We start from the raw sequence: 13052 nt of genomic DNA, 5'->3' as shown, positions 1-13052 counted from the left end.
GGCTTGAACGCTCTGAATCGTCTGTGATTCTATCCCTGCTGTTGTTGATTCGGGAGGGGTCGGCGATGGCGAGCGAGGGGCTGGGATACTTCAGGGACCACCGCCTGGAGCAAAGGGGGGGTGGATCCTGGAGCGCCTTTGCATGCGCCTCACCGCGACCATGCGCCAACTCGCCGACAACCGCGCCGAAATGGTCGCGACCACGCGGTTCTTCCGCAATCCCAAGGTGACTGCGGCCGAGATCGTCGCCACCGCCGCGGCGCAGACCGCGGTGGCGGCTGCCGGCCGGCACGTCCTGCTGATCGAGGACACGTCCGAGATCAACTTCGAGGGCAAGGCCGGCCGCAAGCGCGGCCTCGGGCGGGTCGGCAACGGCCGCGACGTCGGCCTGTTCGTCCATCCCGCCATCGCCGTCGATGCCGCCGACGGCACCCTGCTGGGGCTGGCCGGAGCGACCCTTTGGCGGCGCCACAAGGCCAAGGCCGAGGACTATCAGGCGCAGCCCATCGAAACCAAGGAAAGCCACCGCTGGATCGCGACCGTCAGGACCGCCCGCGCCGTCTTGGCCGAGACCCCGCTGGCCACCGTCGTCGCCGACCGCGAAGCCGACATCTACGAACTCTTCGCCCGCCTTCCCGAGGCCGGCCCCGATGGTCTGCACACCCATCTGCTGGTGCGCTGCCATCATGACCGGGCGCTCGCCGGCCAGGGGCGCAAGCGGCCGCGCCTGCACGACACCGTCGCCGCCTGGCCCGAGGCCGGGCGGATCGGCTTCGACCTCGACGCCCGGCCCGGCCGCCCGGCGCGCCATGTCTCCCTGGCGGTCCGCTTCGGCTCCGTCCGTCTGCGCCAGCCCGCCACCGGCGCCGATCCCAAAGACCCGCGCGACCTCACCCTCAACCTGGTCGAGGTCAGCGAGATCGACCCGCCGCCCGGCCAGACACCGATCCTCTGGCGGCTCTACACCAGCCATGTCGTGACCACCCTCGACCAGGCCGTCGCCGTGGTCGAGCTCTACCGCCGGCGCTGGATCGTCGAGCAGGTGTTCCGCACCCTCAAATCCCGGGGCATCGCCATCGAGGACAGCTTCATCGCCGATGGCGATGCCCTTGAGAACCTCGCCGCCACCGCCTTGATCGCCGCCATCCGCGTCATGCAATGCGTCCACGCCCGCGGACAGGCCGGCGCCCTCATCCCGGCCGCGCGAGTGTTCCGACCAGCCGACATGCCTGTCCTGAAGGCCTTGGTCCGATCCCTCGAAGGCAAGACCCTGAAGCAGAAAAACCCGTTCCCGCCCGAAACCCTCGCCTGGGCCTCCTGGCTGATCGCTCGCCTCGGAGGCTGGAAGGGGTATGCCTCCGAGCGTCCCCCAGGACCCATTACCATGCACAACGGCTTCCAACGCTTCGACGCTATCGCCATCGGCTTCGCCCTCGCTCAGCCTCGGCCACCTGGCAACTGAAAGATGTGTGCTCACGCTAGCCTTGCGGGAGGGGGGTAGGGGGAGGGGTCTGCGCGCGTCGGCGCGCGAAAGGTGAGAAACCGCAGTTACTTCGCTGCCCGAAGACCACCGCCGGCTCTCTTCGATCGACACCTCCTCCCCCTACCCCACCCGCGGCACCCGGCCTTCGATCGGGTAGGCCGGGTCGTTGTAACCCGGGCTCGACGGGTGGCCGGTGACCACCAGACGGTTCACCAGCGCCTCGTCCTCCGCCGTGAAGGCGTAGTCCAGCGTGCCGAGATAATCGGCCCATTGCGCCTGGGTCCGCGGCCCGGCGATCGGGGCGGTGACGATGCGGTTGTTCAAGAGCCAGGCCACCGCGAACTGGCCCGGCGTGATGCCTCGTCCCTGCGCGTGCTCCGCCAGCTCGGCCGCGATCGCCAGGCTCTCCGGCCGCCATTCCGTCTCCAGGATGCGCTTGTCCGCGCGGCCGGCGCGGGTGTCTTCGCCCGGCGCCGCGCCCGGCGCGTATTTGCCGGTCAGCACGCCGCGGGCCAGCGGGCTGTAGGGCACCACGCCGAGCCCGAAAGCCGCGCAGGCCGGCAGGTGCTCGGCCTCGGGCATCCGGTTCAGCAGGTTGTAGTAGGGCTGGCTGACCACCGGTCGCTCGATCCCGGCCTGGTCGCACAGCCGGCAGATCTCCGCCACCCGCCAGGACCGGTAGTTCGACACGCCGAAATAGCGGATCTTGCCCTGGCGGATCAGGTCGGCCAGCGCCGACACCGTCTCCGCCAGCGGCGTGGTCGCATCCTCCTTGTGCAGATAGAGGATGTCGATCGTGCCGGTGCCGAGGCGGCGCAGGCTGTCCTCCACCGCCAGGAAGGCGCGGCGGCGCGACAGGCCGCGGTCGTTCGGACCGTCGCCGGTCGGGTTGGCCAGCTTGGTCGCCAGCACCCACCAGTTGCGATGGGTGGCGATGGCGCGGCCGACGATCTCCTCCGACCGGCCGCCGGTGTAGACGTCGGCGGTGTCGATGAAGTTGATCCCCGCCTCCCGCGCCTGTTCCACGATGCGGGTTGCGGTCGGCTCGTCGGTCGGACCGCCGAACATCATGGTGCCGAGGCACAGCGGCGACACCTTCAGCCCGCTGCGCCCGAGGTTCCGGTAGTCCATCCGCCTTCTCCTTCCGCCTGAGGCCAGGATCATGGCCCGAAACGGCGGGCAGGCGCATCCCGTCGATCGCAGGGCAGCCGTGCCCTCGCGCCGCAGCCGATCGGCCGCCGCACAAGCTATCCTGCATGGGCATAATGCGGGAGGAGCGCGAAGACGGGCGGCCCACGGCCGAGATGGAGACAGCGATGAGCAGCCTTCCCCGGGTTCCCAGGCATTGCCGCGGATGAACCGCACCGCGGCGGCCCAGCGCCCCTCCCTGATCCGCGCCGCCATCGCCGTCTCGCCGCGCAGCCTCAGCCCCGGCGAAGGCCTGCGCGCCGCCGCCTCCTGCGCCGTGGTGGTCGCGGCCGCCGGCCTGCTGCACACGCCGATCCTGGCCTGGGCGGCGATCGCCGCGTTCTGGACCTGCCTGGCCGACCCCGGCGGGCCGAACCGCGACCGGGTGCGGGCGCTGGCCGGCTTCACCCTGCTGTCCGGCGCCTTCGCGGTCGCCGGCGCCGCGGCCGCCGCCCAGGGCTGGCCCTGGGCCACGGCCGTCGTCTTCCTCTGCGCCCTGATCGGCAGCGCGGTCCGGGTCTACGGCGCCGCGGCGCGGCAGATCGGCACCCTGGCGGTGGTGGCCTGCGTCGTCGCGGTCGACCATCACACCCCCACCCTGGCGGCGCTGGGCGAGTTCGCCGCCGCCTATCTCGGCGGCTGCGCCTGGGCGATGCTGCTGGCCCTGTCGATCTGGCGCATCCACCCGTTCCGGCCGGCCCGCACGGGGGTCGCCACCGTGTATCGCAGCCTCGCCGCCATGGCCGCCGGCCTCGCCCGGCTCGATGCCGGCGCCGCCCCGCGCGACTGGGTGCTGCACGCCCAGCGCTATCGCCACGCCGTGCGCAGCGCGATCGAGACCGGGCGGGCGACGCTGGACCGCACCCTGCGCGGCCGCGGCCTGGCCGCCCCGCTGGAGCGGCTGCTGCTCGGGCTCGACCGGGCGGAGCGGGTGTTCGCCCGGCTAATCGCGCTGAGCGACCTGCGCCAGCACGCGTCCGCGTCCGGACCGCAGGAGCGGCTGGCGCTGCGCCGCCTGGCGATGGTGCTGTACCGCCAGGCCCATGCCTTCGCCGCCGGAAACGAGGAAGGCGCCCCGTGGCGGCGCTCGCTGGACCGGCTGGACGGCCTGATCGGAACCCTGGGCGGCACTCAGGTCGCGGCCGGTCTGCGGGCGATCGTCGATCAGTTGCGCTCAGCCGGCGAGACGCCCGATATCCAGCCCGCCGCGCGCCGGTCCTGGCTGGCGCCGCTGCGGGCACAGCTGAGCTGGCGGTCGGAGGTGCTGCGCCACGCTTTGCGCTGCGCCGTCGCCACCGCCGGGGCGGTGATGCTGAGCCACATCCTGGGCCTGCCCTATGCCTATTGGATGGCGATGGCCGTGGTCCTGGTGCTGCAGCCCTCGGTGGCGACGACCTGGCCGCGGGCGCTGGAGCGGGCGGTCGGCAGCGTGCTCGGCGGCGCGCTGGCGGCCCTGCTCGGCCTCGTGCTGCACACGCCCCTCGCCCTCACTGCCGCGGTGTTCCCGCTGGCGATCGCGACCATGGCGGTGCGCCCGGTCAATTACGGCCTGTTCGTCTTCTTCCTGACCCCACTCTTCGTGCTGGTGATCGAGCTGTCGCAGCCGGGGGCGAGCGAGCCGGCCCTGGCCTGGATGCGGGCCCTCTACAACGTGCTGGGCAGCGCCATCGGCGTGCTCGGCGGGCTGCTGCTGTGGCCGAGCCGCGAGGGCCGGCAACTGCGGCCGGCCCTGGCCGCGGCGATCGAGGCCAATGGCCGCTATGCCGCCCTGGCCTTCGCGCCGGACCGGGACGAGGCGGCGATCGACGCCGCCCGCCGCGCCGCCGGCCTGGCCAGCGGCAATGCCGAGGCGGTGCATGGCCGGACCTTGCTGGAGGCCTGGTGGCAGCGCGACGCGCTGGATGCGGCGCTGAGCATCGTCATCCTGGCACGCCAGCTGGCCGGCGCCGCCGCGGCCGCCTGGCTGCATCACCCGGACGGTGCGGAGGACGCGGCGTTCGGCCGGTGGATCGGCGCCGAGACCGCGGCCCTGGCCGAGGCGTTGCGCCGCGGCACCGCTCTGCCTACCGCCGTCCCGCCGCCGGACGGCGCGGCCGGAGATCCGGAGCGGTCGCGCCTGATGCAGGAAGTCGTGCTGCTGCGCGCGGCAGCCGAGCATCTGGTGCCGGGATAACCGGACGCGTCCGCCGCCTATTTGTAGCTGGGATCGCGATACACTTCCCGACCGCCGACATAGGTCGCCAGCGCTTTCATGGCCTGGATCTTCTCGATCGGGACGGTCAGGAAATCATCGGTCAGGATCGCGAAGTCGGCCAGCTTGCCCGGCTCGATCGAGCCGCGATGGCCATCCTCGCCGATCAGCGTCGCGAAGTTGATCGTGTCCAGGCGCAGCAGTAGGGCGCGCGACGCGATCTTCTGGTCGGCGCCGTACACACCGTCGGACATCGTGTCCCGGCTGGCGAAATGGTACAGCTCCAAGTACGGATTGAACGGGATGGCCGGCGAATCCGTGCCGCCCGCCACCAGCAGGCCGACATCGAGATAGGTCTTCAGCGGCGTCACTTCGCTGGCGATGTCCCAGCCCCGGTATCGCTTCAGCACCAGGGCGGCCAGGTACAGATGGCCCTGGGCGGAAACCATCAGGTTCATCGCCTTCATGCGGTCCACCAGGTCGGGCCGCACGACGAAGGCATGCTCGATGGCCCAGCGCTTGCCGACGATGGGCTTGTCGGCATCGACCTTCTCATAGGCGGTCAGCACCTGGTCGACCGCCGCATCGCCCACCGCACGGGTGGTGGGGCGCCAGCCCTGGCGGTTGATCTCCCGCACCACCGCCTCATAGGCCGAGGGCGGGGACACCGTCAGGCCCGAATACGTCCCGCCCTGGCCATAGGGCTCCTGATAGGGCCTGGACAGATGGCCGCCCTCGAAACCGCCATCGACGATCAGCTTGATGCCGCCGATGCGCACGAAATCGTCGCCCTCGTCCTGCGTCACCCCCCATTGGGCGATGGCGTCGTCGACCTGCCGGGCCGTGCGGAGCCCGAAGCCCGGCATGTAGACGGTGTAGCGCAGCGTCAGGGTGTGGTCCGCGGCGGCCTGGCGCCACAGGCGCAGGGCGTCGAGCATGCCGCCCTTGTAGGAGCCCGGTATGCGCACGGCGGTGATGCCATAGGCGTTCAGCGCCTGCTGGGTGGCGACGATATCGTCCATCGCCAGCGGCTTCGGGGCAGGCAGCGGCACCAGCACCTTGGCGGTGTCGAAGAGCTCGCCGGTCAGGGCGCCGTCCTTGTCGCGGCTGATCTGGCCGCCGGCGGGCACCGGCGTGTCGGGCGTGATGTTGAACTTTTTCAGCGCCGAGGCGCTGAGGATGCTGGAGTGCCCGCCGCGCACCAGCACGACGGGGTTGTCGGGCGCCGCCTGGTCGAGCTCGTCGGCAGGCGCTGCTCCTTGAGCTGGGCTTCATGCCAGTCCGAATTGGACACCAGCAGCGCGCCGGACGGCGCCGCGGCGGCAGCATTGGCGACGATCGTCAGAAGCTCCTGCAGGCTGCGCGCATGCGACAGGTCGATGCCGCCTCCCCCGCCTTCGTTGTGGAAATGGCCGTCGGCCTGGCCGGGGCTGACGAAATGGCCCTGGAGGTCCACCAGCCGCGTGCCCTCTCCGACATACTGGCGGAGCTCGGCATCGCTGCCGACCGCCACGAAACGGCCGCCCGAGATCGCAAAGCCCTGGACCACCGAGTCGCGGGCATCGGCCGTGTAGACCTTGCCGTTGACGTAGACCGTGTCCGCCGTCATGGCGGCCCGGGCAGACAGGGGCAGCGCCGCCGCCAGACAGAACACCATTCCGAGGAGTCTCAGGCGCACGGCAATCCCTTTCGGCTATTTGTTTTATACTTAAAGCATTTGCCCGTTCCCTGCCCTGTCAAGCCCCGCTCCGGCATCGGGCCCGGCCCCTGGCGTCACGGTCGCGCCCCGACAAAGATGGGACGTCGTGCCCATCCGGCGATGAGCGGGCCAAGCGGCCGTGCTAATCTTCGCCGTGGCGTGGCCTGCGGCCCGGTGCTCCATCGCCGGGCGGGCGGTGGCCGATGGTTCCGCAGGCAATGCCGGCCCCTATTCCTTTCACGTCCCCTTTTTCAAACCGATGGCGGGAAGCATGGCTGCAAAAACCATTCGATTTACTGTCGAGGTCAAGAACGTCGCCATCACCTCGGGCACTTATGAGATCCTGAGCGCCGTCGATGGGCCTGCAGGACCCGTCACTTACAAAAGCACATTCCAGGGAAACAGCTTTCACGTCGAACTCGTGGTCGGCGCATCCGAATATTTCGCGGTTACGGTTCTGATCCAGGGATACTCGATCGGGGGCAGCGCCTTCTCGACACAGGGGAAGTCGATCAACCTGCTGGCGACCTTCCACCTGCCGAGCGTCGACCAGGTGAAGATCTGCCCGGAATCATCCATCGCGTCCGTCTATACCTTCGCGAGAATGATGACCGTCGGGACCGACGGCTTCGTCGCCCTCGGCGGATCCGAGCGGAGCATGAAGATCGCCTATGGCATGAAGCAGAACATCTTCCGGACGGAAGGCGCTGTCGCGGAGATGATCCGGCAATCGCCCAACGGATTCGAAACCAACAGCTATCCGATGTTCAATTCGTTGTGCAACCTGTTCTATTACTGCCTGACGAACCCGATGACCGAGACCGGCAAGCTCTTTTATGATCAGTTTCTGGACTATGCCTGGCATGACGGCGATGCGCCCAACACCAGCTTCCTGGGCGCCGTCAGGAACATGCTGCATGATCCGTTCACCAATGCCGGCGCCATCTACCGGATGCTCGCCGGACAGGAGGAGGTCTACGCGGAGTCCCTCACCTCGATGACGGTGGCGGACGATCAGAAGGCCCCCAACCAGTGGACGCTGACCCTGAAAAGCAACGCCTCGGGAGCAAGGAATTTCATCCCCGCCGGCACCGCCTTTGCCGTGTTCGATGCCGACGACAATGTGTGGGTGGCCAACAATTTCAGGGCCGGCTCCGCGTCCTCGGGAACGCATTGCCTGGTCTACAGGCATGACGCCACCCCGGCGAGCTTCTCCCCGGTCCAGGGGGGAGGATTGCTGGGCGTCGGCTTCGGGCTGGCCATCGACCCGAGCAGACAGTTCGTCTCTTTCGGCAACTTCGGCTGGGGCCCGGAGTTCAACAATCCCCAGGAAGGCGGCATCTCCCGGTTCTTCTACAAGGACGGGAAACCTGTCAGCCCGCCCAACGGCTATACGCCCGGGCTTTCGCGCGTGCAGGGCATGAACTACGACGCCTCCGGCAATCTCTGGATGGCGTCGGTCGGCTGCCAGGATCCTTTCGCTCCTGCCCCCGAAGGGGCCTACCCCTTCGAGAGCGCGCCCAGCGCCGTCGTGGTCTACCTGAACGGCGACCCAGCCAGGATGCTGATCTGCGACGAGTTTCCGGTCAAACGATCGGCGGATGCGGCGGCGATATCCTTGAGAACCCCCTATCTCAAGATTTTCGATGTCGTGCCCGACAACCGGGGAAGCGCCTATGTGTCCTGCATCGGCAATTATGACGGGCAGGTCGAGGACAATTGCGCGCTGTCCGCCGTCTACAAGGTGGCCCTGGAAGGCCAGAGTCTCGTCGTGAAAAACAGCTGGTACAGCGACTATTCCAGCCCGATCAACAAGCAGACCGGCTTTGAATCCCTCCGCCAGCTGGCCATCAACGGCGATGGAGACGTGGTGGTGGTGGGCGTGGCCAGCGGCCGGGCCACGGTGCTGACCAGCGACCTGGTGTTCAAGGGATACTACGACACCAACACCTATGCGCCCTGGGGCATCAAGATCGATGGCAAGCAGACTGTCTTCCTGGCCAATTTCGGGCACGACACCGGCAAGGTCAGGGACGGCACCCTGGACCTGCAGGCCCCGTTCGGGGTCACGATGCTGCGCAACCCGTCCGACCCCGCATCGGCGCAGCTGCTGACACTCCCGACAGGAGGTTCGGAGGTGATGCTGGCGAATGGCCATCCGCTTTACGGCACGCAGACCATCCCCGTCATGCCGGATGGCAAGCATGACCCCGTTCGCCTGAAATCTTACCAGCCGATCATGCGACTCACATCCACCAATATCGATGGCGCCGGCAATCTGTGGTGCATGAACAACTGGAAGCCTTCTGCTCTGGTCGACGTCAAAGACAATCCTGGTGGGGATGGCGTGGTCATCTTTCTTGGGATCGCCGAGCCTGAATGACCGTCGAAGGACCGGCTTGATATCGCGTTCTCTGCCGCGACCCATCCGGGGATCCGGCCTCTCCCGCGTCCCGCGGGAGAGGCAACGCGCCGATCCCGAAGCGCGAACGATCACGCCGCCGCGTCGGCCTTTCCGGTCGCCAGGAAGGCGTCCAGCGCGGCGATGTCCCGCTTCTCGCCCGCGACATCGGCGGCCAGGCGTTCATACAGCCCGGCCATGCCTTCATAGATCAGCCGGGCCGGGTCGTCGGGGCCGAGGAAGTCGGCAATCTCGCGCATCTCGGCGACCCAGCGATAGGCCTTGGCATACATGTCCGGCACCGACCGCTCGAATTTGGCCAGCAGCTGCGGCTGGCTGTCCGCCAGCTCGGCATGTAGCGCCGGGCCGGCGCCGGCCCGCTCGGCCGCCAGGATCATGGCGGCGGCCAGTCCGGTCAGGCCCTTGGTGATGCCGGCATAGCTCATCTTCAGCGCCGAAGCGGCGCCGACCGGCCCGTCCAGCACGCGGATGCGCAGGCCGAGATCGCCGAGCACGCCGAGACGCGCCGCCTCCGGCCCGGCCAGGTACAGCACCGGCCCGGACCCTCGGGGTCCGCCGGGCGCGGGCGGCCCGCCGATGATACCGCCATCGGCGAAGCCGGCGCCGGTCGGCGCGATCACCGCGGCAATCGCCTGCACGGTCTCGACATTGACCGCGTTGCAGTCGACATAGACCGGCTTTCGCGGCGTGGCGCGCAGGGCCGGAGCCAGCCGCTCGGCCAGCGCCATTGCCTCGCCGGGCGGCACGATCGACAGGATGATGTCGGCGGCGACGATCAGTCTCTCGTCGGCCCCGTGCATGCCGGCCGCCTGGGCCCTGGCCCGGGTCGCGGCGCTGCGGCCGTCGAGCAGGGTCGGCACGGTGGCGCCGCCCTCGGCCAGGCGTCGGGCGACGCCGCTGCCCATCGCCCCCGGGGCGATGACGGCAATGGTCGGTTTCATAGGATCTCCTCGGTCTGCCGGCTGCCGCCCCTTCCGGGCCCCGACCCGAGGATCATGGCGCGATCCGCAAGCTCCGTGAACCCGTCTGCGTCAATCGGACGGGACGACCAGCGGCAGGACCTGCTCGACGGAGAGCGGCGTCATGCCCAGGGTCGAGAACCCGGGCAGGTTCGGATCGGCGACATTGTCAGCCCGCATGACCTCGACCTGGTTCCGAGCGATCGGCGGCCGCGGCAGCCGTTCCGCGACCAGAGCCAGCGCCTGCCAGGCTGGGAACGGCACCGGCAGCAGCAGCGGCTGCCGTCCGACATGGCGGGCGATCAGCCCGATCAGCTTGCGATAGCTGTATACGGCACCGCCGCCGAGCTCGTAGGTGACGCCGCCCTGCCCCGCCATCGCCCGCACGATCGCCAGCGCGACATCGTCGACATGGACCGGCTGCAGCCGGGTGCGGCCGCGGTCGAACAGCGGAAACACCGGCACCCGGCGCAGCATCCGGGCCACCGGAACCAGGAGCGCATCGTCGGGCCCGACGATGGCGGAAGGCCGGATCAGAATCGTCGCCGGGAAGGCCGCGCCCACAGCCTGCTCACCCTCGCCGCGGCTGCGGATATAGGGAGAGCGCGAGGCGGGATCCGCGCCGATGCCGGAGAGATGCACCAGAGTCGCCACGCCGGCCCGCTGCGCTTCCCGCGCGACCCGGGCGGCGGCGTCGACATGAATGGATCGGAAGGTCACCCCGCCACGCTCGACATAGAGGCTGACGGCATTGACCACAGCCTGGGCGCCGGCAACGGCCGCTGCCACCGAACGGTCGTCGGTCACATCCGCCTGGACCGGCTCGACCGCGCGGTCCCCGGCTCGCGGTGGGTCTCGACCGGGGTGCCGCGAGGCGGCTCGGACAGGGAAGCCCTGGTCGGCCAGATGCCGCACCACGCGCCGACCGAGGAAGCCGGTGCCGCCGAACACCGTGACCGGCAACCGCGCCATGGGATGCCCAGCCGCCAATCTTCACCGCGGGGTGCCGCCGAGATAGGAGCGCACGCGGGGCCGGCTGCGCTCCGGGTCGCGGCGCCAGACCGTGTCGTCCTCATTGGCCGCGGTCAGCGGCACCGCCGGGCCGGACCAGCCGCCGGCGCGCCAGCGATCTTCGCGCGCATCCATGTCGACCGTGCCCTCATCGTCGAGGATGTCGAGTGCGCGATCGTGCTCGGCATCCGTCACCTCGACGGAAACGAGATAGCAGCCGCGGCGGAGATGCTCGCCATAGGTGAAGCGCTCGTCGTCGGGAAAGAACAGGCCGCGCAGGGACTCCAGCACTCCCATCCGCTGCTGCGGCGTGGGCACCTCTTCGTCCCAGACGTCGGGATCGCCCTTTGGGTCGATCTCGTTGCCGGGCGCCAAGCGGACCCGCTCCTTCGGGATGCGCATCGCGATCAGCCGCTCGACCGCATCCTCCGCATCCTTCCGCGAATCGAACAGCGCGGTGACGTTCCATCGACGGGCTTGCTGCATCACATCGTCTCCTCGGCAGCCCCTCCGCCCAGGAAACGGGACGCGACGCCCCGCCGTTCCGCGCGCTCAGCCCCGCCGGAAGCGCAGCACCCGGCTGCGGTTGAGCACCAGCCGGACAGTGTCGCCGTCGAAGGCCAGCCCGATCCGCTTCGGCCAGGGCTCGTCGCGGCCCTCGGCCAGCAGCCGGCCGCCGCCCAGCGGCACCAGCGCCGCCGAGGACCGGATCGGTCCGGCGCCCATCTCCATCCGCTCGCCGGCGATGGTGAAGCCGGCATGGAACTCGGGGCACAGCCATTCGCCCTGCACCCGGTCGAGCACGCCGTCCGGCGCGATCGGGCGGAAGCGGCGCGCGGCATGGCCGATCTCGCCCTCCACCGCCTCGCCCGTCCAGCGCAGCCGCATCGGCAGGTGGGCGGACAGCGAGACCGACCAGCCATCCTCGCTGCGATAGAGAGTCTCGCCGGTACCGAGGAAGCTGGCGACGCCATCCTTCAGCTCCAGCCAGTCCGGCCCCTGTTCCGCCACATAGAGCCCATCCGGGATCGCGGTGCCGCGCTGCGGCAGCTCCTCGCCCAGCAGCGCCGCCATCAGCGTCATCGCCGTGCCGTGCGAGATCGTGTCCTCGCGGTTGGACACCACGGCGGCGCCGACGCCCTGCTGCGGGTCCAGCAGGAAGTAGGTCTTGTAGCCGAGCAGCGAGCCGCCATGCCCGACCAGCCGGCGTGACTCGAGCCGCGACCAGGCGAGGCCGAGGCTGTAGCCGGTCGGCCGACCGTCGGCGAGGTGACGCGGCGCGCCGAGCCGGGCCAGCACGCCCTGCCCCGGCCCGCGATCCGCCAGCACCGCCTGCTGCCAGCGTACCAGGTCGTGCAAGCTGCCGGTCAGGCAGCCGGAGGCGGAGAGATGCTGGCCCGAAGACGCGAGCTGCCAGGCGCCGCCGGCGTCCTTCCAGTAGCCGGGGCCGAGACCGCGGATCGGGTCGAACCAGGTCTCCGGGACGCGAAAGCCGATGCCGAGCGGCTCGGCGATGCGGTCGCGCACCAGATCGGCGAAGGCGGTGCCGCGTCGCAGCAGCGCCGCGTCGACCAGACGGTAGCCGGTGTTGGAGTAGGAGATCTCGTGCCCGGACGGGAAGTTCAGCTCGGTCAGGCGGTACAGGAAGTCGAGGCTCTCCTCCCGGCTCACCGCAGCGCCCTGCGGCACGCCGAGCAGCGACAGCGTCTCGCGCAGGTCCGGCAGGCCGCCGGTCATGTCGAGGGCGCGGCCGACCGTGACCGCGGCCAGGTCGCCGCGCAGCCCCGGCAGCAACCGGCCGAGCCGATCGTCCAGGCCGATGCCGTCGCCCATAGCTCCATGGGGGCACAGCGCCAGCGCGGCGAAGACATGCTTGGTGACCGAGGCGTAGCGCACCACGGTGTCGCCGGAGAAGGCGTTGCCGCCGGCCAGGCTGTCGACCCCGCCGCAGGCCTCGGCCCGGATCTCGCGGGCGTCGAACACGGCGACGCCGCCGCCCGGCTCGCCCGGTCCCCAGGCCGCGGCGATCCCGGCCGCCGCCTCCGCCGCCGCCGACCAGCGCAGCTCCCCCATCATCGCCTCCCGTCCGTTTCCCCCGG

At 70.0% G+C, this 13052-nt stretch carries 8 protein-coding genes and 1 pseudogene; 3 read left to right on the top strand and 6 right to left on the bottom strand.

Going from position 1 to position 13052, the window contains the following annotated elements; genetic code table 11:
- The first annotated feature begins 142 nt into the window (after window positions 1-142).
- Entirely contained in the window at window positions 143-1462 is a 1320-nt protein-coding gene (locus tag QFZ27_RS22865; protein ID WP_429225272.1) for an IS4 family transposase, read from the top strand.
- 141 nt (window positions 1463-1603) lie between these two features.
- Here QFZ27_RS22865 and QFZ27_RS22860 read toward each other — a convergent pair whose 3' ends face one another.
- Window positions 1604-2614 carry an aldo/keto reductase gene (locus QFZ27_RS22860; RefSeq protein WP_429228761.1) on the bottom strand — a complete coding sequence of 337 codons (1011 nt, stop codon included), beginning with the start codon at window positions 2612-2614 and terminating at the stop codon, window positions 1604-1606.
- A 223-nt stretch (window positions 2615-2837) separates the two neighbouring features.
- Between QFZ27_RS22860 and QFZ27_RS22855 the strand changes: the two genes are divergently transcribed.
- Window positions 2838-4844 (top strand): FUSC family protein, encoded by a 2007-nt coding sequence (locus tag QFZ27_RS22855; protein ID WP_429228760.1) that lies wholly within the window; start codon window positions 2838-2840, stop codon window positions 4842-4844.
- A 17-nt stretch (window positions 4845-4861) separates the two neighbouring features.
- On the opposite strand, the pseudogene QFZ27_RS22850 reads toward QFZ27_RS22855, so the two are convergent.
- Window positions 4862-6471: pseudogene (locus QFZ27_RS22850) on the bottom strand (amidohydrolase).
- A gap of 229 nt (window positions 6472-6700) precedes the next feature.
- Here QFZ27_RS22850 and QFZ27_RS22845 point away from each other — a divergent pair.
- Window positions 6701-8944, top strand: a complete 2244-nt coding sequence (locus QFZ27_RS22845) for a hypothetical protein (RefSeq protein WP_429228759.1) — start codon at window positions 6701-6703, stop codon at window positions 8942-8944.
- Between the two features lie 110 nt (window positions 8945-9054).
- Here the strand turns inward: QFZ27_RS22845 and QFZ27_RS22840 are convergent, their stop codons facing one another.
- From QFZ27_RS22840 to QFZ27_RS22825, 4 genes are all read right to left on the bottom strand, one after another.
- Entirely contained in the window at window positions 9055-9924 is an 870-nt protein-coding gene (locus QFZ27_RS22840; RefSeq protein ID WP_429228758.1) for an NAD(P)-dependent oxidoreductase, read from the bottom strand.
- Window positions 9925-10014: 90 nt separating this feature from the next.
- Complete coding sequence (locus QFZ27_RS22835) at window positions 10015-10914, bottom strand: complex I NDUFA9 subunit family protein (protein ID WP_429228757.1); 900 nt, start codon at window positions 10912-10914, stop codon at window positions 10015-10017.
- A 21-nt stretch (window positions 10915-10935) separates the two neighbouring features.
- Window positions 10936-11439: a hypothetical protein gene (locus tag QFZ27_RS22830; protein ID WP_429228756.1), complete on the bottom strand. Its 504-nt coding sequence runs from the start codon at window positions 11437-11439 to the stop codon at window positions 10936-10938.
- Between the two features lie 66 nt (window positions 11440-11505).
- Window positions 11506-13029, bottom strand: a complete 1524-nt coding sequence (locus QFZ27_RS22825; RefSeq protein ID WP_429228755.1) for a serine hydrolase domain-containing protein — start codon at window positions 13027-13029, stop codon at window positions 11506-11508.
- Between the last annotated feature and the right edge of the window lie 23 nt (window positions 13030-13052).

Origin of the sequence: Inquilinus ginsengisoli (assembly GCF_050434925.1) — a bacterium.
Lineage (GTDB): Bacteria > Pseudomonadota > Alphaproteobacteria > DSM-16000 > Inquilinaceae > Inquilinus > Inquilinus ginsengisoli_B.
This window is presented reverse-complemented; position numbering and strand designations above follow the sequence as displayed.

Bases quoted from the DNA above. Each gene is read 5' to 3' on its own strand.
- QFZ27_RS22825 (WP_429228755.1), bottom strand. From the start codon at position 13,029: ATGATGGGGGAGCTGCGCTGGTCGGCGGCGGCGGAGGCGGCGGCCGGG.
- QFZ27_RS22855 (WP_429228760.1), top strand. From the start codon at position 2,838: ATGAACCGCACCGCGGCGGCCCAGCGCCCCTCCCTGATCCGCGCCGCC.
- QFZ27_RS22835 (WP_429228757.1), bottom strand. From the start codon at position 10,914: ATGGCGCGGTTGCCGGTCACGGTGTTCGGCGGCACCGGCTTCCTCGGT.
- QFZ27_RS22830 (WP_429228756.1), bottom strand. From the start codon at position 11,439: ATGCAGCAAGCCCGTCGATGGAACGTCACCGCGCTGTTCGATTCGCGG.
- QFZ27_RS22840 (WP_429228758.1), bottom strand. From the start codon at position 9,924: ATGAAACCGACCATTGCCGTCATCGCCCCGGGGGCGATGGGCAGCGGC.
- QFZ27_RS22860 (WP_429228761.1), bottom strand. From the start codon at position 2,614: ATGGACTACCGGAACCTCGGGCGCAGCGGGCTGAAGGTGTCGCCGCTG.
- QFZ27_RS22865 (WP_429225272.1), top strand. From the start codon at position 143: ATGCGCCTCACCGCGACCATGCGCCAACTCGCCGACAACCGCGCCGAA.